This window comes from Stenotrophomonas sp. 2YAF26 (assembly GCF_052114625.1).
Taxonomy (GTDB): Bacteria; Pseudomonadota; Gammaproteobacteria; order Xanthomonadales; family Xanthomonadaceae; genus Stenotrophomonas; species Stenotrophomonas indicatrix.
This window is the reverse complement of the sequence record NZ_JBFRFC010000020.1, coordinates 41,730-64,024: the sequence shown is the minus strand read 5'-3', so window position 1 is coordinate 64,024 and position 22,295 is coordinate 41,730. Positions and strand designations below refer to the sequence as shown.

Here is a 22,295-nt window from a genome sequence, read left to right as displayed (position 1 = left end):
CACGAATGTAGTGTGGGTTGAGTTGAAAGTGGTTCCCCGCCGCGAGTCTAGCATGGGCACGGACGCCGCCAACCCGCGCCCGCGCGGCTCAGAAGACCAGCTGCGCCGAGCTGCACTGGATCGACTGCATGCTGACATCGGTGCGGCCCAGTTCCAGCCCGAGCAGGCTGGCCAGGGTGTTGGTCAGCAGGGTGCCGACGCTGTTGAGTACGGGCTTGAGCGCCGCCAACACCGGGTTCAGCAGCGCACACAGCAGGCCACTGCAGGTGACGTTGTTGCCGGGGGTGGTCACGCCGCCGCCGTTCTGCCCATCCAGGAATCCGGCCGGGGCGGTCTGGATGTAGGACGCCAGGTTGGTACGCACGCAGCCGTTGTAGTCGATCAGGTTGCCCAGCAGGCTGTCGCAGCGGTTGATCAGCAGGCCGCCGACCAGCGAGCCCAGCAGGCCGTCGAGCAGGCCCAGTCCCTGGCCAGTCACGGTGGCGCGGTAACCGGCCCAGACCGATCCATCTTCCCAGCAGGTGGTCAACCCGAGTGGGCAGGGTTTCGGTACACCCTTGGTAACGGTCCAGTTGCCCAGTGGTGCGAGGTTGCGTGACGGATCGCCATCGCGCAGCAATGGAATCACCTGGTCCACGTTGTAACGCCCGCCGCTGGGGAAGGCCGCCTGCAGGTAACGGTCGGCCAGTGCCTTGGCGGTGTCATTGGCGCTCATGCCTTGCTTGGGTGAACTGAGCATGCCTGACAGCACCCGCAGCAGTTCGTTGACCAGGTCTGACACGGCGGTGCCGACGGCCAACGGGTTGATCCGGGTCGAGCCGGTCTGGCCTGCGGCCAGGGTCAGGCTCTGCGTGCTGGTCAGTGCCGGCAGGGTGACCTTGTCGTTGATCAGGGGCTGCCCCAGAAGCTTCAACAGCTGCTCGTTCTGCAGGGTCGCGTCACAGACGTTGCTCTTGGAGAAGCGATCGGCCGCGTTGACCTTGCCGACGCAGGCGCGCAGTACCGAGGAATCGACCTGGACGGTGGCCGTCGGCGGCGTCGCACCGCACTGGATGCTGGTCAGTGTCCCCATCGCATTGGCCACATCCACGTGCAGTGGCAGATGCAGGCGGGTGCCGAGCAGGTTCAGCAGCGGGCCGATCGCGAACAAGCGGTCGCTGTCGACGTCCACCATCAGCCGCACCTGCGCGTTGTACGCGCGTGCGCCCACACCGCCGATGGCGATCGACGGCGGCTCCACCACGCCGGCCTTGACGTCGATGCCCAGCAGGTTCAAGCCCTGCACCTGCACACCATTGCCATCGTTGGCGATGGAGATCGCGGCGGTGACAAGATCCAGCACGTTGACCCTCGATTCCAGCGCGCTGCCGATGGTGCCGTCCGGTGAGATAACCTGCGCGAACAGGCCGCCGCCGCCGTTCTGGCTGCCCAGCAGAATGTTCAGCTGGTTGATGTCCAGCCGCGTGCCGACCAGGTTGGACAGCGCCTGCAGCTGTACGCCGACGGCGGTCTCGCGGCCCACCACCGTGGCAGTGGCATTGACCAGCTGTGCCAGTGATATGCGGTTGACCGACAGCAGCCGGTTGAAGTCGGCCACGCTGAGGTCGGCGGTGACCGGGATGCCCAGTGCCGCCAGCAGCCCCGACGGGGTGACGGTGGCCTGTGCCAGGCCGTCGTAGGACAGAATTGTTGCGTTGGTGACGTCCAGGCCGACCAGCCGAAGGGTCGCCATCAAGGGGGAGTTGCCATTGGTGCGCAGCAGCTGCGAACCCACTGCAAACACGGCGGTGGGTTCCGAACGCTTGGCCACCGCCTGCACGCGCAACGTGGGCAGCCCGCTGTTCTGGCCGAAGAACGGCAGAACGCCGCGTTCGGCAATGACCCGCACCGCGTTGCGTGGATTGCCTGCGTCCACGCTTGGGCTGAAGTGGTCAGCCGTTCCGCGGGTGGCATTCCAGTTGCCACACTGGATCTGCACCTGCCCAGGGAAGGTGTTCTGTGCGAGCGCATTCTGCCGGGCCGCGCTGTTGTCGGCGTTGTCGGGCCGGCACAGGTCCAGCCGTTGTGCGCCTGCCAGCGCAGCCAGATCGACCACCTTCTGCGCATCGCGCTTGGCCCAGAACAGGAAGCCGATCTCGATCAGGCCGAGCATGGCCAGCAGCGCGATCATCACCAGCATCATGGTGACCGACATACCGCCGCGCGGGCGACTGAAGCTGATGTGGCGTGCTCGGTTCATGGCGGGCCTCAGCGTCCGGATCGGGAGGATCCTGCGGACTTGGCGACGTCGGTTTCGAAGAATTGCGGAATGTCGTACTGGAAGCTCTTCAGGTAACGCGCGTAGCTGGATGTGGCCTGGTCGCCGAGGATCGGCAGGCGGGCACCGGCCACCTCGCCGGACGCTTGCAGGCGGAACAGGCTGCGAGTGGTGTCACCGATCTGCGAGGTGTTGGGCTGCAACTGCGTGCCGCCGAAATCAGGCTTGGTTTCAGGGGCTGCGGGGGCTGCGATGGGCGCTGCGGCTGGTGGCGGCGATACGTCCACGGTAGCCAACGGCTCGCTGTGCAGGGGAGCGGCTGCCGGCGCGGGCGCGGCACCACCCAGCATCTGCCCGGTCAACGGTTGCTGCGGCGTCTGCGCCTGCACAACCGCAGCGAGAGACAAGCCGGCAAGCACCGGCAGCAGGCAGCGGATCAGCGGCTTCGAGGTCATGGCGTGTTCCCGGTGGGATGGTCGGTGGAGCCGAAGCGTTCCAGCATCGAGGGCGGCAGTCGTGGTGGGTCGCGTTGGTCGCGGCCATCGCGGCGCGGTTCGGCGGCCAGGCGTGGGCTTGCGTTGGCGGGGGTGGTAGCTACCGAAGCAACTGGCCGTGTCGCTGCCGCCGCTGCAGCAGTGGCAGCGGCCTGGCGTTGCTGCAGCCGCGCGCGGATCTGCTGCGCCTGCTGTTCCACGCTGCGGCGGGTCTCCTCGCTGAAGCTGGCCTGCTGGGCCAGCCGTTCGACGGTGGCAGTGTCGCCACGCAACAGTGCCCACAGGGCAAGATTGGCGGTGGCCTTGGCATTGCCCGGCGACAGTTCCAGCGCCTTGGCCAGTGGCTCGCGTGCCTGTTCGAAGCGGCCGGCACGAAGCCGTGCATAGCCCAGGTCGCCGAGGTAATCGGTGTTCAGCGGGCTCAACTGGGTGGCACGTGCCAGCGCCTGTTCGCCGCCCTGGTCGTCGTCGCGCAGGGCAGCGATCAGGCCCATGCCGTGTGCAGCGGCCGCGGCCTGCGGGCCATTGCCGAGCTCGCGGTACAGCGCCAGCGCCGCATCGACCTGGCCGGTCTGGCGCAGTGCGTCGGCCTGCAGCAGGCGCAGTGCCGGGGTATCGCCGTAGCGCTGGCGGAACGCATCCACGTGCGCCAGCGAAGCGTACCAGGCGCCCTGCTGCTGCATCCGCTGGATCAGTTCCAGGTAGGCGTTGCGGCTGTCCTGCGGGGCCGGGGTCGGCTCGGCCAGGCTCGGCGCACGCAGGTACTTCGGCGTGGTGGAGCTGCAGCCGGCAGCAGCGGCAGCCAGGGCAAGCAACAGGCAGGCAGGGCGCAGGACAGGCATGAAGGTCATCCCATTTTCGACAAGGTAGTGGCCAGCGCGACCAGCGCCGGTCCGGCCAGCACCAGCATCAGTGCCGGCAGCAGGGTCAGCATCATCACCACGGTCATCTTCACCGAGAGCTTGCCGACCTTTTCCTTCAGCGCGTTGCGGCGCTGCTCGCGCAGGCGGACGCTGAACTGGCGCAGCGGTTCCTGCACGGCACCGCCGTGGGCGTGCACCTRCAGGATCAACTGCACAAGGCTGGACAGATCGTCATCGCCGTACACATCGCTCAGCCGGCGCAGCGACTGCGCGCGCGTGCGCCCATGGGTGTAGGACACATTCGCTTCCTGGATTTCCCCACCCAGCACCGGCAGTGCGTCGCGCAGCTTGTCGCCCAGTGTCTGCAGGCTCTGATCCATGCTGTAGCCCACGCCCTGCAGCAGGCGCAGCAGGTCGATCAACAGCGGCAGCTCATTGTTCACTGCGCGTCGCCGCCGCTTGACCCATGCACTGAGCGCGAACTTCGGCAGCAGCAGGCCAGCAGCCAGCGCGCCGATCACCACCATGATCCTCGACAACCCCGTGGCGTCACTCAGCGTCAGCGCAATACCCAGTACCAGCACCGCCAGCAGCAGCCGCAGGCCGAGGTAGATGGCGGTGCCGCGGCGAGTGTTCCAGCCGGCGAGGTCCAGCAGCAGGCGATCCTCACCGGCCAGCAGCGCCGCTTCCAGGCGTCCGCCGCTCAGTCCGCGGCCGAACTGCTCCAGCCAGCCGAGTGAGTCCTTGCGTGCGTCAGCCGCTGCGTCTTCGCTTTCGCGCGGACGCAGCGCTGTTTTCAACGTGGCCTCGCTGCGGTCCTCGCGATGGCTGCGCACCCAGCTGCCAAGCCCCAGCAGGGCCACGCCGGCGGCCAACACCAGCAGGGCAGCCACGAACCAGATGCTGGCGCTCATTGGATGCCTCCTGCGTGGTCGGGGATGTTCATAGTGATTTGGCCAGGCGGTACAGCAGGAAGGCGCCGGTCAACTCCAGCGCCAGCGCGATCAGCAGGATCTTGTGGCCCAGTGGGTCATGCAGCACCGGCTGGAAGAACTCGGGGCTGGAGATCGCCATCAGCACTGCGCTGGCCGGTGGCAGGAGGCCCAGTACCCACGCCGACATGCGGGTTTCAGAAGTGGTTGCGGCCAGTTCCTGCTGCGCCTGTTCCAGGTCACGCATGAAGTCGCCCATGCGCTGCAGGATCTGGTCGGCACGGCCGCCGATGCGCACGCTCACGCCCATCACCACCGCCAGCACCTTCAGTACGTCCATGCGGTAGGGCTGTGCGGCCAGGTTGAGCGCACGGTCAAGGTCCATGCCGCCACGTGCATAGCGCACCGTGGTGTCGAGCAGGCCGCGCAGCGGCGCGTTGGTCTGCATCGACGCGACCTGGAAGGCAGCCTGCAGGCTGTTGCCGAGCGCGGTAAGGCGCACCAGGTTGTCGAGGAAGTCCGGCAGCTGGTGCAGCAGCTGCGCCTGCAGCTTGCCGATACGGCGCATCAGCCACAGCCAGCAGCCCAGCACGTACAGCAGCAGGGTCAACGGGAACATCCAGAAGGTGCCCAGGCGCAACACCGCGAACGCGGACAGGGCGATGCCCGGCAGCAGCATCAGCAGCGGCAGCTTCCAGCCCGGTGCCAGGCCGGCACGCTGCAGCAGCCCGTTCCAGGGCAGGGCGCGGCGACCCGGCGCAGGCAGCGACGCCTGCCGTGTTGCATCTGCCGGCGCGGCGGCAGCGCCGGTGCCGCGCGCCAGCTGCTGCTCGGCATGCTGCAGCGAGGCCTGGCGCTGCTCGCGGCTGCTGGCCGTCCCCCACAGCCACACCGCCAGCGCCAGCAGCACCGACACGATGCTCAGCACACCCAGCAGCAGGCCGGTACCCATGCTCAGAAGTCTCCGTACAGGGATTCGCGCAGCAACTGCCGGAACGGCTCCAGCTTGTGCGAATGTGGCTGGAACCCGAGGCCGATCCAACGGTCGATTTCCTTGCCGCTGCCATCGATCTGCACTTCGTGGCGGAACATCTCCTGGGTGGTGATCAGGTTGTCGCTGACGCCGGTGATTTCAGTGATGGACACCAGCACCCGGCGGCCGCTGCCCAGGCGCGAGATCTGCACGATGAAGTCGATGGCACTGGCGATCTGCCGGCGCAGGCTGTCTTCGCTGCCCTGGAAACCGGCGAAGCCGGCCAGCATCTCGATGCGGTACAGGCAGTCGCGCGGCGAATTGGCGTGGATGGTGGCCATCGATCCGTCATGGCCGGTGTTCATCGCCTGCAGCATCTCCAGCACCTCGGCGCCACGCACCTCGCCGACCACGATGCGGTCCGGGCGCATGCGCAGGCTGTTGCGCACCAGGTCGCGGATGCTGACCGCGCCCTGGCCTTCGGCGCCACCGATGCGGCTCTCCAGGCGCACCACATGCGGGTGGTTGAGCGAGAGCTCGGCGGTGTCTTCCACGGTGATGACGCGTTCGTTGGCCGGCACATAGCTGGCCAGCGCATTGAGCAGCGAGGTCTTGCCCGAGCTGGTGCCACCTGACACCAGGATGTTGCAGCGGCCCAGCACCATCGCCTTCAGCAGCGCCTGCATCGGCGCATCGAAGGTGCCCTTGGCCAGCAGCTCGTCGGGGGTGAACGGATCCTTGCGGAACTTGCGGATGGACACCATCGGCCCGTCCACCGCCAATGGCGAGATGATCGCGTTGAGGCGGCCACCATTGGGCAGGCGTGCATCGACCATCGGATTGGAATCATCCAGGCGGCGGCCGAGCGGGGCGATGATGCGGCGCAGGATGCGCAGCAGGTGGGTGTCATCGGTGAAGCGCTGTGGCGCGCGTTTGAGCTGCCCGCCCTGGGAGACATGCACATCCTTGAAGCCATTGATCAGGATGTCTTCGATGGTGGGGTCATGCAGCAGGTCATCGAGCGGGCCGAACCCGGTCAGCTCCTTGACCAGGCCTTCGGCCACCACCTGCATTTCTTCTTCGTTGATGGGGATGCGCCATTCCTGGATGAAACTGACCGTCTGCACTTCCACCCAGCGGGCGATGGTGTCGGGGGCCCAGGAATCGATGTCGATGCGCTCGTCTTCGATGCTGTTGAGCAGATGCTCGTGCGCGGCCGACAGCACCTTCTGGTACTGCTCGGTCTGTGCGAACGGCAGGCTGCCCGGTGCATGCTCCGGCACCGTGCTGCGGGCGACAACGTGCGGGAACGGGGTCACTTTGTCTTCCATTGCGATCCACCCAGGGCAAGGGCAAGTCTTTCCCGCAGGCCGTGCGCCTGGACCGGGCAGGCAGCCGGATCCAGGCGTTGCACCAGCGGGGCGAGGGCACGCAGGTACGGGTCGCGCGGCGCATCCTGCAGCAGCAGATGGCCATGGCTGGCGGAGGCGCGTACCCGCGACCGCTCGGGCAGGGTGGCCAGCAGCGGCAGCTCGAAGCGGCGCGCGATCTGTTCGGGGCTCATGCCACTGTTGTCGTCGTGGCGGTTGATCACCAGCTGCAGTCGCTTCTCGCGGTCGCGCTGGCCGGAAAGGTGCTTCAGGGCGTGGTCCAGCGACACCAGGGTGGCGATCGATGCGTCGGCCACCAGCCAGATTTCATCGGCCTGGTCCAGCAGCAGCGGCGGCAGCTGCCGCAGCGGGCAGCCACCGGCATCGCACAGTACGCTGGAAAACACGCCGCGCAGTCGTTGCAGCAGCGCACCAGGATCGGACGGCGGCAGTGCGTCGCTGCCACTGGCACGGTCGAGCAGGACCAGTCCGCTGGTGTGCCGGGCCATCGCCGTGCGGGCCAGGGTGGCATCGATGCGGCTGGCATTGCGCAGCGCATCTTCGTAGTGGAAGCGGCTGTCCAGGTTGAGGTACAGGGCGAGGTCGCCGGCCGGCTGCGCCAGCTCCATCAGCAGCCCGTCCTGCACGGCGGCATCGCCCTGGGCCAGGGTGCGGGTCTGCTGTGCGAGCACCGACAGGTGTGCGGCCAACGTGCTGGTGCCGACGCCGGCGCGCACGCCCAGCAGCACGATCAGGCGCGCCTTGTGCGCCTGCTGTGCGCTTGCGGCGGGGCGCGGTGACAAAGCGCGACGCAGGGCGGCTTCGATGCCGGTGTTGTCACTGTCCAGGTCCAGTACATCGCGCAGGCCGGCGCGCAGCGCCATCACCACGCCTTCCACCTCGCCGGCGCTGGTGGCGCCCACGGCCACCAGGGTCAATTCGGGTTGGGTCTGCTGCAGCTGCTGCGCCAGTACCGTCGATGCCGAGGCATGCTCCCGGCGGAAGTCCAACAGTACAAGGTTCTGCGGGCCACGCTGCAGGTCCTGGGCCGAGGTCGGCTCGCTGCTGTCCTGCCAGTGCAGTGCCGTGGCAGGCGGCAGCTTGGCAGCCAGGCGTGGCAGCAGTTCACGGTCGATCCCGTACAGGACCAGGTTCATCGGTGGTCCTTGCGGGTGCAGCGGCAGGGCAGTGGCGTAGGGCATGGGCGTAGTACCGGAGACGTCATGCAGGTCAGCGCGAGAAACCGGGAACCGGATCGCGGCTGATCGGGCCAAGCAGCCACGCGCCCCATTCGGGCATGTTCGGCTTGGCTTCGCGATCGCCGGGCAGCGGCAGTTCGGTATTGCGGGCAATCGGCTGTACCAACCGCGGGGTGACGATGATCACCAGTTCCTTGTCCTGGCGCTTGTAGTCGAAGTTGCGGAAGAACGTACCGATGATCGGCAGATCGCCGAGCAGCGGAATCTTGTTGACCGTCGAGGCCACGGTGGAACTGACCAGGCCGCCGATGACGAAACTCTCACCATCGCCAAGCTCGACGGTGGTGTCGGCGCGGCGGGTGGTGATCGAAGGGATCTGCACGCCGTTGAGCGCGATCGCATTGGTGTAGTCCAGGTCGCTGGCTTCCGGCGCAACCTTCAACGCAATGCGGTTCGGTGAGAGCACGGTGGGAGTAACGGTGAGGCCGATGCCGAAGGGCTTGTAGGTGACCGTTGTCGTGCCGAGCCCCTGCGGCTCCAGGATCGGCAGTTCGCCACCGGCCAGGAAGCTGGCGCTCTGCCCGGACAGCGCAACGAGCGTAGGCTCGGCCAGCACGCGCGCCATGCCGTTGGCCTGCAGCAGGTCGACATCGGCGTTCCACAAGCCCTTGGTCGAACCGAACACCAGCCTGAACGCCGAGGAGATCGGGGACTCGCTTTCGTTGCTGGACTCACCTTCCTTCATGCCAGGCAGGATGCCGGTGTTGCCTGGCAGCTGCCCGCCCGGCCGCGCGAATCCATAGGCGAAACCACCGTTGCGGTTCTGGAAGTTGATGCCGATCTGCTTCAGCGCGGTCTTGTTGAACTCGACCACCTTCACCTCGACCTGCACCACGCCGCCGCTGCTGATGGTGGAGGCATCGGCCAGGCTGCCGTCCTTGCCGAGCGCCATCACCGCGGTCTTCTGCTCCTGCATGTGCGCCAGCACGCTGTCGCTGCTTCCCTGCAGCAGCCCCTGCTGGTCCTGCTGGGTGAACACCAGTCCGCTGGAGCCGGCATCGGCGGCGCCCTGCACGGCACTCTGCACCCGCACCTGCACGCGCTGCGGTTCGCTCTGCTTGCGATGCCAGAGCAGCAGGGTGGTGGTGCCGGGGGCCTTGCCTACCAGCAGCGCCTGGCGTGCGCCGCGCAGCATCACGATGTCAGCTACGCCGGGGTCGGCGATGGCAACCCGTTCCAGGTCGGCCGGCAGCGTCCATGGCCGCTGTTCGCGGGTCTGCAGCAGCAGATCGTCGGCAGCCACGCTCGCACCCGGTGCCAGCAGCACCAGCAGCAGGGCCAGCCAGCGCTGGCGGACAGTGGGGCGTAGGCGGTGGCGACGTTCAGTCATGTGCGCTCTCGGCAAGGGTCAAAGGGAGCCACGGGGGGCAGCAGTGTCGCCGCGGATGATTTCGATGCTCGCCGGTCGCGGCGTCGAGCGACGCTGCACCGGTGCACGCGCCGGCGTTTCGTGGACGCTGCGCTGCACGCTGCTGCCGCGGCCAGCCAGCGCATCGCCATCCAGGCCGGCGTAGGCGTTGTTCTCCGGTCGCTGCAGGGCCTGCTGCTGCTCGTTGTCCAGGCCGCGCACCGGGTCCAGCACGCCGCGCGCCTGTGGGAACAGCGCCACATCCGGCAGGCCGGTATCGGCGGGATTGCGCAGGGCGAGGAACAGCTTGCCCTGCTGTGCGCCGAGCAGCAGCCGGTTGGCGTCGGCCACCGGCACCGCCAGCACCGCGGTGCGCGCCGGCTGCGTGGCATCGCTACCGTTTGCGTTGCTGGGGGCGCTGCTGGAACCGCTGGTGATATCGGCTGCACGTGAGTCGTTGCCTGCCGTGGCCGGGGCCTGGCCCTGGCTGCTCGTCGGGGCTGCCGCGATGTCCTGCTGTCCGTAGCTGAGCACGCGCAGGCGTGACAGCAGCAACCGCGTCTGTGCGATGTCCTGCTGGCCGTTGTAGCTGGTAGCGGCGCTGCGCAGGTTGAGGAAGACGTCAACGAAATCACCGGGCAGGATGCGGTTGCCTGCCGCGACCAGCTCATCGACCGGCACCGCCAATGCCCGTTCACCCGGCCGCAGCTGCAGCGAGAAGCCCTGTGCGAGCAGGCTGGCACCAATCGCGCTGCCTTCGCTGATGTCCTGCACCGGCACCTTGCCGACCACCGCTGCCAGGTCGGCAACGGCCCCCGGCACTTCTGCGGTGCGTTGCGTCAGCCGCACGCCATTGGCGCTGATCGGCTCGCCGGCGGGTAGCCGCGCGGTGGCTTCAACGACACTGAAGGTCTGCGCATCGGCCTTCACGATCGTGCTCGGGTTGTCCGCCGAGGCCGCAGGCTTCCGCCCGATCACAAAGGCGACCACGGCCAGCAGCACGGCGAGCGCGATCAGCGCGATGGCGGCGATGCGGGTCAACTTGAGCATGAAAATCGTCTCCTGTACCGATCGTCAGTTGCTGCCGAGGTCCAGCTGGGCGACCGCGACGCTGCGGATGGGGGCCTGCATCACCCAGCCATAGAGCGTGGCGGTGCCGGGCAGGAAGGGATGGGACGCATAGTCGTAGCTCACCGTCACGGTCATGCATTGCACCGTCGCCAGGCCGGCGCAGGGCGCCTGCGGCGAGACCACGATGGCGCCGGTGCCGCCGCCGCTGCAGTCCGGGTTCTGCCCGGAAAACTGCAACAGCCACTGCATGGAGCGGCGGGCCGCCAGGCAGGCGGCGGTGCGCCGCTCGCCGGCGTTGCCAAAGCGCAGCGAAGCACGCGCGCCCTCGGCCGAGGCCGTCGCCAGCGTCTGCTGCGCGGCCATGATCAGCACGCCGGAAAAGGTGAGCAGCAGCAGCGGCACCAGGCCGAGCAGCAGCATCAACGCGAATTCGATGCTGGCCACGCCGCGTTGGCGTTGGCGCGCGAACGCTTTCATTCGACGCCTCCATAGGTGGTTGCCAACACCCAGCCAATCGCCGCGAAGGCCAGGTAGGCTGCGTAGGGAATGCCCTGTCGCCCCTCGCGCGCGGCATGCAGTTCGCGCAGGGCAGGGTGGCCATTCAAGTGCGTGCTGGCGCGGTTTACCTGCATCTGCAGGCGCAGCGGCAGGTGGCCGGCCAACTGCCGACCGGCCAGCAACAGCACGGCGTGGGCGCCTGCGGCCAGGCTGGCCAGCACCCACACCGGCAGCAATGCCTTCCAGCCCAGCAGCAGGCCGAGCACGGCGAAGAACTTCACATCGCCGGCGCCCATCCAGCGCACCGCATAGAACGGCAGCAATGCCAGCAGGCCAACGACTGCGCCCAGCAGGTGTGGCGCCCAGGCCGTGCGCGTTGCATTGAACTGGCCGGCGATGATCAGGGGCACGGCGATCGTGCACGCGGCCAGCAGCCAGGTGTTGGGCACGCGGCGGGCGTACAGATCGCTGATCGCAATCCGCAGGCACACTCCCATGGCCAGCAATCCCAGCAGTGTCATCGCACACCCTCGTTGTCCGTCACTGGACAGTTGCAGAACCCTTCATCGGCCACCGCGGCCGCCATCGAAGCGACCGCAGGTGCTGCACCCTGCGCGCTGGCTAGGTGGTGGTGGCGTCGGTGGCAATGGCCTGCAGGCGGGTGAACAACGTGGTGAAGAACGCGGTGATCTGGGTTCTGCCCACCACGATCAGGATGCCGGCGATCACGGCGGCCAGCAGCCCGTATTCGAGCGCGGTCACGCCATCTTCTTCTTTCAGGAACTTGCGGATCGATGCGTTCATGACGGTTGTCTCCCTCTACCTGTCAGTTGCTGCAGGACACCTGCATGGGCGGTGGCCCGGCTCCGCCGGGACCGTCCGTAGGCCCCCGCCATCCTGGCGGAGGAGGCACGGCGGGCAATCCCGCTGTGCTCAAGCAGGGTGATCATTCCCGGGCAGGGCAGCGGCCGCGCAACCACGACCACCCAGCTCCAGGCCGGTGGTCGAAACGGTATCTCGTACGTGCATGGTCATGCTGTCCCCCTGGGTGTGGCCGCTGTCTGCGTGCCCGATCACCGTGTATTCGACTTTGCCTGAATGGCGGTTCCCTGCAACCGGAACCTATATGCAAATTCGGCAGATTCGCTGGATGCCTGAATATTCCGGCGCGAATCTGTGACGTAAATCCGTTCCTGCGCAAAACGATTCATGGTCGTGCAGATAATGTGATGCCCATCCGCGCGCATGCGAAAACCATGCCATCGGCGCGCACATTTTCTTCACGCAATTGATAATTCCGCAGCGTCGAAACATCCTGTTTACGACCGCCGATTATCGGGCATACTCGCATTCAAGGTTTTGCATTTTCAGGGAGGGACGCGCGTGCATCGCAGCGTCCATCTCGGCAACGGACGATGCTCTTGGAAACGGCGTGCGCCCTGTCAGGCAGTGGGGGCGGGGTCGTGCGGCAGGCCAAACGGGGGACGACACTGTCATGGTCGATGGTGGGGTGGAAGACAACGACGACGGCGATCTCAGGTCAATCGACCTGGCCACGCTGAGCGGCGTGCTCCGCGTGTGCGATGTGGAACTGTTGCTGCTGGATGGCAATGGTCCGCGCGCGGCATTTGCTTCGCGCGTTCACGAGGAAGCCCTGTTCTGCAGCATCACCTGTGGCTTCCACTGCCGCGGCCGTTTCATGCTGCCGCCGGACTGGGCAATGCTCGGCTACCTGCACACCACCGATGATGCATTGAGCTGGTGCCATGGCGTGCCGCTGACGCCGGGCATGGCCTTGACCGTGATGCCCGAAGGCATCAGTGAATTCACTCTCAGCCCTGGTACCCAGATGACGCTGATGCTGGTGCCGGTCGCGCGCGTGCAGCGCAAGTTGACCGAGCTGAGCCTGCGCAGCACGCCACCGGCGGGGCAGGCGCTTTCACTGTTCAACCTTGGCGATGATGCGATGCCGCTGGTACGCCATTACCAGCAACTGCACGCGCAGCTGGGGCAGGGTGGTGGGCTGCAGCCGGAAGAAACCGAGCGCCTGCTGCACGAGCATGTCCAGGCGCTGCTCGGTGCCGGCCCAGCCGATCGGCCCAGTTGCAGCCGCGCCCGCCGCACGCATTACCTGATCGCGCAGCGGGCGGAGAACTTCATGCGCCTCAATCTTCGCCGCAATATCTACATGAATGAAATCTGCGACGCCGCCGGCGTCAGCGAGCGTGGCCTGCGCTATGCGTTCGAGGATCTGTTCGGCACCTCGCCCAATCGCTACCTGTCGATGCTGCGGCTGTGCGCGGCCTGCCGCAGCCTGTCGATGGCCGATTCCAACCGGCGCTCGGTCAAGGCCATCGCCCTCAGTTGCGGGCTGTGGGATCTTTCCCGCTTTGCCGACAACTACCGGAAAGTGTTCGGCGAACTGCCGCGTGACACGTTGATGCGCGCGCCGGCACAGCTCGGCCAGCCAGCCTGAGGGGTATCGGCCGGGCTGCCGCCCGGCACCCGCAGAGGCAAGGGCAACGGCAACTGCCGAAAGCAAAAGCAGGTTTCCTGTGGAATGGCGGGGTGGGTCCGGTTGCGGGGGACGCCGTAAACCCGTCCATGGGGGCTTGGCCGCGGCATCCATGCCGCGGACACCCCCGCAACCGGACCCACCCCGCCTTCGACAGTTTCCCGCGCGCTTTGGATGTAGCGCCGGGCCATGCCCGGCCGAGGGAAAGTCGGATCATCAATTTCGATTTAGATCGAAATAATCACTGAAAATCAAAGATCGATCATGTCGACAGTGAATGCACGACGGCAGATCCAACCGTCGTGGGGAAACTGTCACAGGTGGGGCGGTGTGGGCTTGCAGGACCGTTGGCGCCATGGATGGCGCCATCGAGCCCCCATGGACGGGTTTACGGCGTGTCCTGCAAGCCCACACCGCCCCGCCAACCCGCAGAAAACCCAGAGCCGGCTGTTGCTTTGGCTTTGGCTTTGGTTTTCGCCTCTGCGGGTGCCGGGCGGCAGCCCGGCCAGCCCTCCCTGCCGGATTTGCATATGTGGCTGCCGAATCCGGCCGTGGATTTGCCGGAATGCGCGATTGCCCTGCCGGAATGAAGTGCTCAGCCCTCGCTGAAAGGCGCGAAATGTCAGTCACCTGCCTAACGGCAAGTCCACTGACATTCAAGTTGTCCGCCTACGGGGGAAATGCTCATGAACCGCATCTACCGGCGTGTATGGAACCGCCAGCTCAATGCTCTGGTTGTGGCCTCGGAACTGGCCACCGGCGATAGCGGCGGTACCGCACCGCGCGACCGTCGTGCCAGCCTTCTGGTGCCCAGCACCCTGGCCATGGCACTGCTGTGCGTGCTGGCCAGCGGACCTGCGGCGGCGACAGAGGCCAATCAATCGCTGCGCGACCTGCAGGCGCTGGCGGCCAAGTACACCCAGCCGATGCCGGTGAAGGTCGATGCCGAAGTGGCGCTGGCCGCGGCTGCACGACAGGCACAGGCGAACCCGGCGATCAGTGCCAACGCACGCGTCGGCCTGCAGCTGAGCACAACGTCATTGCCGGTCGTGCGCGACGTGCTGCCGGCCACCGTGCAGGTCAAGCTGGCGGCCGGCGCCGCGCCGCGCCAGGTGCCTGCACCGGTGCTGGGCGCCGACGTGCGCGCCAACATCGGTGTTGGCACTGCAGCCGCTACCCGTGTCGATGCCGCGCTTGCGGCGAACGTCGCACCGGCCGCACAGGCGCCGTTGGGTCTGGCCGCCAACGCGGCAGCAAAGGCCGATGTCGGCATCGCCGGCAAGCCGGTTGCCAGCATTGACGCCGGCACCCAGGTTGCCGCGGCAGCGGGTGTAACGCCGTCCGGCTTGAAGGCGGCCGTGGATGGCAAGGTCGATTCGCAGCTGGTCGTGGCCGGCAATCACATCGAAGGCCAAGGCCAGATCGGTGCCACCGCAGCGGTCACGCTGCCTGCCAAGGAAGAGCTGCCGGGTGACACCGATGACCGCGCGATCACTGCAGCGTTCGATACCGGCGTGGCAGGCAAGGTACGGGTGCAGGGCAAGGACGGCGAGGAAATCGTCGCCGATCGCAATCTCAAGCTGGCCGGCACCGCAACCGTCGCCGCGCAGAACAGCGCGCTGGGCCTGGGCGGCCTGCTCAACGGCGTCGGCACTGCGCTCAACGGCGTTGGCAGCGCGGTCGGCAGCCTGCTCAATGGTGACCTCAACGGCACCGTCGGCAACCTGACCGGCGCCGTCGGTGGCCTGGTCGGCAATACCCTGGGCAGCCTCGGCCTGACCTCGCCGTCGGCCATTCCGCCGACCAGCCCGAAGGCGCCCGCCGCTGCCGACCCGAACGCGGGCCTGGTGATCGGTACCGGTGGCCTGGTGGGCGGTGTCACCGAACTGCTCGGACCGACCACCGCCAGCCTGTTCGGCGGCACCGGTTACCTGTCCAACGGCAACCTCAAGCTCAGCACCGCCAACGTCATGCAGACCTATTCCACGGTCAACGTGCTCGGCCTGCCGGTGGTCAATGCAACGCCTGTCGGCACCACGCTCAACGGACTGGGTGGCGCGGTCACCGGTGGCAGCTCGCACCTGACCCTGATCGGTGGCGTCACCTCCGACAGCTACATCTACAACATCAACAACGGCAATCCCGGTGGCCTGCTCGGCCTGCTGCTGCCGACGGACTCGCCGGCCTGGGCGGCCAAGTGCCTGGACATCGCGCTGGCGGACATCTCCTGCTGGGCGGTCAACGCAGCTCAGGACTACCAGGTGCTGATGGGCGATGGCGCCTATGCCAACGGCTCCAAGGAAGTGGTGATCGGTGCCAACGCCCGCCATGAGCTGCCCAAGGTCGATGCCAACGTCGCCTTCCCGGGCGCGGGCGCCAATGATCCGAGCGATCCGACCGGTGTTCCCACCGCCGACTATGCAGCACGCATGGGGCACTCGGTGGTGGTCGGCGACAGTGCCAGCGGCACTGCCAACGGGCAGACCCTGCTCGGCGCAGAGAGCACCTCCAACCAGGCCAACTCGGTGGCGCTGGGCTATCGCTCGGCCGCACTGCGCGGCGCGCAGGCCAGCTACAGCGCTTACGGCCTGACCACCGCACAGGTGTCGGCGGGCGAAGTGTCGGTGGGCACCGCAGGCGGTGGCGAGCGGCAGATCACCAACCTGGCGGCCGGCAGCGCCAACACCGATGCAGTCAACGTGGCCCAGCTGAAGGGTGCGATCAGCCAGATCGACGCGGTCGGCGCGGCGGCGGTCACCTATGACCTGGATGGTGCAGGCGACCCCGACTACCGCCGTGTCACCCTCGGCAATGGCACCGGCACCACCACCATCGGCAACCTGGCCGCCGGCGCGGTCAACGCCACCAGCAGCGAGGCGGTCAATGGTGCGCAGCTGTTCGCCAGCAACGACACGATGGCAAAGTTCTTCGGCGGACGCGCAGCGTTCGATCCGCTCACCAGCACTTTCACCGCACCGCTGTTCGAGATCAGCACCATCTCCACCGGTGGCGCCGTGGCCCCGGGGCTGTATGACAACGTCACCGACGCCTTCGATGCGGTGGATGGTTCGCTGGTCAACCTCAACACCCAGATCAATGACATCCGCAACACCGGCACCCGGTACCTGCGGGTGAACTCGACCGGTGCCGACGCCGTGGCCAGCGGCGCCGAAGCAATCGCCGTTGGTGCCGGTGCCAGCGCAACCGCCGCCAACAGCATCGCGGTCGGTGCCGGCAGCCTGGCCGACCGTGCCAACAGCGTGTCGATCGGTGCCGCGGGCGCCGAACGCCAGGTCACCAACGTCGCCGCCGGCACCGCCAGCACCGATGCGGTCAACCTGGGTCAGTTGCAGGCTTCAGAAGAGGGCGCGCTGCGCTACGACCTCAACGGCGACGGCAGCGTCAACTACGCAAGTGCGACGCTCGGCCAGTCCGGCACCGCCACCACGCTGCGCAACCTCGGCCCGGGCCAGATCAGCGCGGCCAGCAGTGAAGCAATCAACGGTGCGCAGTTGTTCGCGGCCAACCAGACGGTGGCCACCCACCTCGGCGGCGGCGCTGCAGTGGATGCCAATGGCGTGGTCACCGCGCCGACCTACACGCTCAACAACGTCGCCGCCAATGGCACGGTCAGCCAGGGCAGCTACAACGACGTCGGCACGGCCTTCGATGCGGTCAGCAATTCGCTGGCCAATGTAGCCGAGCAGACCGATGACCTAGACGCGCGCGCCGTGAAGTACGACGTGGACGGGAGTGGCAACGTGGTCGATACCGTGACCCTCAGCGGTACCGGCGGTGCACCGGTGAAAGTCACCAACGTGGCCGCCGGCAGCATCCTGGCGGGCAGCAGCGATGCCATCACCGGCGACCAGCTGTTCAGCACGCACCAGACGGTGGCCAGCTACTTCGGTGGCAGCACCGTGTACAACGGCAGCACCGGGCTGTGGACCGCGCCGACCTTCAACATCTCCACCATCGCCACCGATGGCACCATCACCGGCAACGACTACAGCAACGTCACCGCTGCGTTCTCTGCAGTGGACGGCTCGCTGCGGGTGCTCAACCAGCGCATCAGCAGCGGCGGCGGCAGCCCGTACCTGGCGGTCAACTCCACGGCTGCCGCAGCCACGGCCACCGGTGCCGAAGCACTGGCGGTCGGCCCGCAGGCCAGCGCAGCCGGTGCGGGCAGCGTAGCGGTCGGCAACGGTGCCAATGCCAGCGCAGGCAACAGTGTTGCGCTGGGTGCCGGTTCGGTGGCCAGCGTCGGTGCGCAGACCGGCTATACCGGTGCCTATGGCCAGGCCGGCGCCAGCAACTCGTCCGGTGAGGTGGCGGTGGGCAGCAGTGGCAGCGAGCGCAAGATCACCCACGTGGCCGATGGCTCCGACGACCACGATGCGACCAACGTCGGCCAACTGAAGAACGGCGTGAACTACGCCATCGACCAGTCCAAGGCCTACACCGACCAGAAGATCCAGAACATCACCAACGTTGCCGGCAGCTTCCGCGCCAACAACAGCAACAACCTGGCCGATCCGGCCGCCACCGGCGCCAACTCCGCCGCGGGCGGTGCCGGCTCCACTGCGGCCGGGGCCAACTCGACCGCATTGGGCAACGGCTCGCAGGCGCAGGCCGACAACTCGGTGGCGCTGGGTGCGGGCTCGGTCGCCAACCGCGCCAATACGGTGTCGGTGGGTGCAGCCGGTGCCGAACGCCAGGTGGTCAACGTGGCCGATGGTTCGCAGGCGACCGATGCGGTCAACGTGCGCCAGCTGCAGGCTTCGCAGCAGGGCACGATCCGCTATGACACCACTACCAACGGCACCACCAACTACAACAGCGTGACCCTGGGCAGCACCAGCAGCGGCCCGACCACGGTGCGCAACGTCGCTGCCGGCACCGCCGGTACCGACGCGGTCAATGTCGACCAGCTGAAGTCGGGCATGGCGCAGACCCTGGACTGGTCCAAGGCCTACACCGATGAGCGCATGGGCGGCTTCGAACGCGACCTGCGCAAGACCGACAACCGCGCATCGGCCGGTATCGCCTCGGCGATGGCAACCGCATCGCTGCCGCAGCCCAGCGAGGCAGGCCGCAACATGGCCTCGATCGCCGCCGGCAGCTACAACGGCGAATCCGGCGTGGCCCTGGGCATCTCCGGTGTCTCCGAGGGCGGTCGCTGGATCTACAAGTTCAGTGGTTCCACCAACAGCCGCGGCGAGGCCGGTGTGGCCGTCGGTGCCGGCATCCAGTGGTGATCACCTGCGCCGGGTCGCATTCGCGGCCCGGCGCAGCGGGCAACGTCTACAGGGGGAATGACATGAAACCGCATCGCATCGCTCGCAGTGGCCGCGTCGCCGCCACGCTGGGCCTGATCCTGGCCGCGGGGCTGCTGGTTGCCTGCCGCAGCCACGCACCGGCCGCCGACGGCCCCGCCGACAGCACCGCCGTCACCTTCCCGGAGGCCAGCGAGGCATCGCTGAAGGAAGGCATCTATCCGGATATCGCCGACCTGCGCCGGTTCGCACCGGGCATGAGCAAGCGCCAGCTGTACACGTTGCTCGGCACCCCGCACTTCAACGAAGGCATGTGGGGCGTGCGCGAGTGGAACTACCTGTTCAACTTCCGCACCGCACAGGGCGCGGAGTACTTCACCTGCCAGTTCCAGGTGCGCTTCGACAACAAGGGCATCGCCCAGGGCGGCTACTGGAAGCCTGAATCGTGCGCAGCGGTCCTCGACCCGCCGCGTCCGCCGCCACCGCCGGCGCCCTTGCCTGAGCAGCCGCTGCGGCTGGCTGCCGATGCACTGTTCGGCTTCGACAGTGCCGTACTCAGTGCCAGCGGCCAGCAGGCCGTGCAGGGTGTACTGGCGCAGGTGCGTGAGGCTAGCCAGGTGCAGTCGATCCAGGTGGTCGGCTACACCGACCGCATCGGCAGCGCTGCCTACAACCAGACGCTGTCGCAGCGACGTGCCGAGGCGGTGCGCACGGCGCTGGTACAGGGCGGCGTATCCGCGGCGAGCATCAGCGCTGAAGGGCGGGGTGCTGCCGAACCGCTGGTGCAGTGCGACCAGCGCAACCGGCGCGAGCTGATCGCCTGCCTGGCGCCCAATCGCCGGGTGCAGATCGCGGGCGTGGCCCGGTCGCACTGAATCCCCGCGTCGGGGCGTGCCCCGGCATCCCGAGTCCCCCCTGTTCTGCCGGCAGGACGTGGAAACGTCTCCCCCGTTTTCCACGCCTGCCGGTGGGCAGGTTTCTTCCCTGGTGCACCTGATGAATGCCCAATTCCTGCCCTTGTCCATGAAGACGGAAGCCACTCTCAGCGTGTACGGCCAGCTCGGCAACCATGCGGTCGTGCGCATTCCCGGGCGCCGGCTGCCGGGCCTCATCCTGCAGGCCGACACCGTTGCCGGCTTCCTCACCCAGCTGCAGGAAGCACAGGCGTGCCTGCGCAGCGGCCGCGCGCAGCGTGCCGACGCCGAGCTGGACATGCTGGTCGACATGCTCGAGCAGTGGTACGCGCTGATCGAATCGCGGCTGGCCGATGCCGGCGAGGCCTTGTAGAGAAACAGGGGACGGAGGGGATCAAGTCGTTTCCCGCACAACCGGGGCATGAACGACTTGATCCCCTCCGTCCCCTTTTCTGTTGCTATGCGCGGGCGCGGATCATCCAGCAGGCGGTTTCCACCCGCACACGGTCACCGTCGATGGACGGTGCGAACGCGGTCAGCGCCTGCTGCAGCAGCGCTTCGGAGCGTGCGGCCGGCAACGCACGCAGGGCCAAACCCACAGGTCCGAGCTGGCCGACGTAGCTGGCCAGCGCATCAGGGCTGAGGAAACAGGTCAGGTCCAGCGGCGCGATGTCCACGTCCTGCCATCCGGCACGCTGCAGCAGCTGGCGCACCCGTTCGCCATCGGCGAAAGCGAACTGCCCCGGTGCACCCGGTACCCGCGCCGGCAGCACCAGCTGGTCTGCAAGGGCGCGCTCGGCGGTGGTCATGAACGGATTTTCCTGGGCGCTGCGCCAGGCGATGCAGCGCAGGCCCGCGCCCGTTCGGGCGGCACGGTGCAGGTTGGAGAAGGCGGCCTGCGTGTCCTCGAAGAACATCACCCCGAAGCGCGACTGGATCCAATCGTAGCGCGCCGTTGCGAAGGGATGGCGCTGGGCATCGGCAACGATGAAGTCGATCCCGCGCCCGATCGCGGCGGCGCGCTGGCGGGCCAGGTCAAGCATCGGTGCGGAGATGTCCACGCCCGTGCAATGGGCGTCAGGGCGTGCTGCGGCGGCGCTCAGCGTACTGGCGCCGGTGCCGCAGCCCACGTCCAGCAGTTCCGTGACGGTAACCGGCAGCTCGTCGCGCAGGGCATCGGCCATCGGTTGGAACAGGTCGTCCAGCAGGGTCTGCTGCGCGACCCAGTTCTCGCCGGCGGCGCCGTTCCAGAGCGTGTTCTGATCGAGCGGGAGTGAATCGTCCATGGGCTTGCCTTGCGCGGGGAGTGCGACCATGGTGGCGCTTGAAGCCCACTTGAGGTCAAGCACGATGCAGGAACTGGATATCGGTGAGGTGGTCCGCCGCAGTGGCGTGCCGGCCTCGACGCTGCGCTACTACGAGCAGCTCGGCCTGTTGCAGGTGCTAGGGCGTCGCGGCCTGCGCCGGCAGTACCACGAACAGGTGCTGGATCGGCTGGCACTGATCGGCCTGGGGCAATCGGCAGGCCTGTCGCTGCAGCAGATCGGCGCAGCGATGCCGCAGGGGGCAGGGCTTGCACTGGATCGCACGGCATTGCTGGCCCGGGCCGATGCGCTGCAGCTGCAGATCCGCAGATTGCAGCGGGCGCAGGATCGGCTGCGGCGGGCTGCCGCCTGTCCACACGCCGAGGATGCTCGGCGCTGCGCCTCGTTCCGCAGGTTGCTGCGAGCGCAGCAGCGCGTAGCGCGCGGATGAACTGCCGACACCCGCTCAATCGCGGGTGCTGACTTCCCAGGTGGCATGCAGCACGCCCGGCACCTGTTCCATCCGCGCCAGCACCACGTCCAGTTCGTCGGCGCTGACTGCGGTGCTGACCAGCACTGCGATCACATCAGTGGGCGCATCGGCGTGCTCCACCAGTTGCACGTCGCCAACGGGGTACTGCGCGGCTTCCAGCGCATCGACCAGGCGCTCGCGCACGCGCGGCACCGCGTCGGCATCCACGCTCAGGCGCACTTCGTAGGTCGCTTCGCTGGCGGCTTCGTTGATCGGGATGCGGTTGATCGCGTTCACCAGTGGCCGCAGCAGGGTATTGCCGGCGATGATCAGTACGGTCAGCAGCACGCCTTCGGCCAGCATGTCCGCGCCGGTGCAGCTGCCCACGGCAGCCGAGCACCACAGCGTCGCGGCGGTGTTCAGGCCGCGCACGTTCATGCCTTCCTTCATGATCACGCCGGCGCCGAGGAAGCCGACGCCCGAGACGACGTAGGAGATGACCCGCACGGCCTCGGCGCTGCCGGCGATGCGCATGCCCAGGTCAACGAAGGCGGCAGCGCCGACAGCCACCAGCACGTTGGTGCGCAGGCCAGCGGTGCGTTGCCGGTACTGGCGTTCGGCGCCGATCAGAGTGCCGAGCACGAACGCCGCCAGCAGGCTGACCACGGTGTCGGCGAACGGGCCGGGCTGGAAGGTTTCAATGAAGCGCATGGCCGCAGTCTACCTCCCGCAGGTGACAGTAGAACCAC

General features: G+C 67.5%; 19 protein-coding genes. 5 read left to right on the top strand and 14 right to left on the bottom strand.

Annotated elements, in window-relative coordinates:
• Window positions 1–88: 88 nt before the first annotated feature.
• From AB4Y98_RS18005 to AB4Y98_RS17950, 12 genes are all read right to left on the bottom strand, one after another.
• The gene (locus tag AB4Y98_RS18005) at window positions 89–2,239 is read right to left on the bottom strand and encodes a TadG family pilus assembly protein (protein ID WP_424842726.1); all 2,151 of its coding nucleotides are present in this window, start codon (window positions 2,237–2,239) and stop codon (window positions 89–91) included.
• A gap of 8 nt (window positions 2,240–2,247) precedes the next feature.
• Window positions 2,248–2,712, bottom strand: coding sequence for a DUF3613 domain-containing protein (locus tag AB4Y98_RS18000; RefSeq protein ID WP_312786590.1), 465 nt, complete (start codon window positions 2,710–2,712; stop codon window positions 2,248–2,250).
• Window positions 2,709–3,593, bottom strand: a complete 885-nt coding sequence (locus AB4Y98_RS17995) for a tetratricopeptide repeat protein (protein WP_442244837.1) — start codon at window positions 3,591–3,593, stop codon at window positions 2,709–2,711. The genes AB4Y98_RS18000 and AB4Y98_RS17995 overlap by 4 nt, the downstream gene beginning before the upstream one ends.
• A gap of 5 nt (window positions 3,594–3,598) precedes the next feature.
• On the bottom strand, window positions 3,599–4,528 hold the full coding sequence (locus AB4Y98_RS17990; protein ID WP_442244836.1) for a type II secretion system F family protein: 930 nt from the start codon (window positions 4,526–4,528) through the stop codon (window positions 3,599–3,601).
• 28 nt (window positions 4,529–4,556) lie between these two features.
• Window positions 4,557–5,498, bottom strand: coding sequence for a type II secretion system F family protein (locus AB4Y98_RS17985; RefSeq protein ID WP_442244835.1), 942 nt, complete (start codon window positions 5,496–5,498; stop codon window positions 4,557–4,559).
• A 2-nt stretch (window positions 5,499–5,500) separates the two neighbouring features.
• Window positions 5,501–6,850 carry a CpaF family protein gene (locus tag AB4Y98_RS17980; RefSeq protein WP_025878541.1) on the bottom strand — a complete coding sequence of 450 codons (1,350 nt, stop codon included), beginning with the start codon at window positions 6,848–6,850 and terminating at the stop codon, window positions 5,501–5,503.
• A complete protein-coding gene (locus AB4Y98_RS17975; protein WP_442244834.1) occupies window positions 6,835–8,091 on the bottom strand; it encodes an AAA family ATPase in 1,257 nt (418 codons plus the stop codon). The genes AB4Y98_RS17980 and AB4Y98_RS17975 overlap by 16 nt, the downstream gene beginning before the upstream one ends.
• Before the next feature lie 28 nt (window positions 8,092–8,119).
• Window positions 8,120–9,478, bottom strand: coding sequence for a type II and III secretion system protein family protein (locus AB4Y98_RS17970; protein WP_025878543.1), 1,359 nt, complete (start codon window positions 9,476–9,478; stop codon window positions 8,120–8,122).
• Between the two features lie 18 nt (window positions 9,479–9,496).
• A complete protein-coding gene (gene cpaB, locus AB4Y98_RS17965) occupies window positions 9,497–10,546 on the bottom strand; it encodes a Flp pilus assembly protein CpaB (protein ID WP_442244833.1) in 1,050 nt (349 codons plus the stop codon).
• Window positions 10,547–10,570: 24 nt separating this feature from the next.
• Window positions 10,571–11,044: a TadE/TadG family type IV pilus assembly protein gene (locus tag AB4Y98_RS17960; RefSeq protein WP_025878545.1), complete on the bottom strand. Its 474-nt coding sequence runs from the start codon at window positions 11,042–11,044 to the stop codon at window positions 10,571–10,573.
• Window positions 11,041–11,586, bottom strand: a complete 546-nt coding sequence (locus AB4Y98_RS17955) for an A24 family peptidase (protein WP_442244832.1) — start codon at window positions 11,584–11,586, stop codon at window positions 11,041–11,043. The genes AB4Y98_RS17960 and AB4Y98_RS17955 overlap by 4 nt, the downstream gene beginning before the upstream one ends.
• 100 nt (window positions 11,587–11,686) lie before the next feature.
• A complete protein-coding gene (locus AB4Y98_RS17950; RefSeq protein ID WP_025878547.1) occupies window positions 11,687–11,869 on the bottom strand; it encodes a Flp family type IVb pilin in 183 nt (60 codons plus the stop codon).
• A 691-nt stretch (window positions 11,870–12,560) separates the two neighbouring features.
• Between AB4Y98_RS17950 and AB4Y98_RS17945 the strand changes: the two genes are divergently transcribed.
• The 4 genes from AB4Y98_RS17945 to AB4Y98_RS17930 all read left to right on the top strand — a co-directional run bounded on the left by AB4Y98_RS17945 (window position 12,561) and on the right by AB4Y98_RS17930 (window position 20,143).
• Complete coding sequence (locus AB4Y98_RS17945; protein WP_025878548.1) at window positions 12,561–13,541, top strand: AraC family transcriptional regulator; 981 nt, start codon at window positions 12,561–12,563, stop codon at window positions 13,539–13,541.
• Window positions 13,542–14,266: 725 nt separating this feature from the next.
• Window positions 14,267–18,838: a YadA-like family protein gene (locus AB4Y98_RS17940; RefSeq protein WP_442244831.1), complete on the top strand. Its 4,572-nt coding sequence runs from the start codon at window positions 14,267–14,269 to the stop codon at window positions 18,836–18,838.
• Between the two features lie 62 nt (window positions 18,839–18,900).
• On the top strand, window positions 18,901–19,731 hold the full coding sequence (locus AB4Y98_RS17935; protein WP_442244830.1) for an OmpA family protein: 831 nt from the start codon (window positions 18,901–18,903) through the stop codon (window positions 19,729–19,731).
• Window positions 19,732–19,852: 121 nt separating this feature from the next.
• Window positions 19,853–20,143, top strand: coding sequence for a DUF6959 family protein (locus AB4Y98_RS17930; RefSeq protein WP_170929478.1), 291 nt, complete (start codon window positions 19,853–19,855; stop codon window positions 20,141–20,143).
• A gap of 85 nt (window positions 20,144–20,228) precedes the next feature.
• Here AB4Y98_RS17930 and AB4Y98_RS17925 read toward each other — a convergent pair whose 3' ends face one another.
• On the bottom strand, window positions 20,229–21,056 hold the full coding sequence (locus AB4Y98_RS17925) for a class I SAM-dependent methyltransferase (RefSeq protein WP_442244829.1): 828 nt from the start codon (window positions 21,054–21,056) through the stop codon (window positions 20,229–20,231).
• Between the two features lie 64 nt (window positions 21,057–21,120).
• Between AB4Y98_RS17925 and AB4Y98_RS17920 the strand changes: the two genes are divergently transcribed.
• A complete protein-coding gene (locus tag AB4Y98_RS17920; protein WP_312787580.1) occupies window positions 21,121–21,525 on the top strand; it encodes a MerR family transcriptional regulator in 405 nt (134 codons plus the stop codon).
• 15 nt (window positions 21,526–21,540) lie between these two features.
• On the opposite strand, the gene AB4Y98_RS17915 is transcribed toward AB4Y98_RS17920, so the two are convergent.
• Window positions 21,541–22,257, bottom strand: coding sequence for an MgtC/SapB family protein (locus AB4Y98_RS17915; RefSeq protein WP_025878554.1), 717 nt, complete (start codon window positions 22,255–22,257; stop codon window positions 21,541–21,543).
• Window positions 22,258–22,295 lie beyond the last annotated feature (38 nt).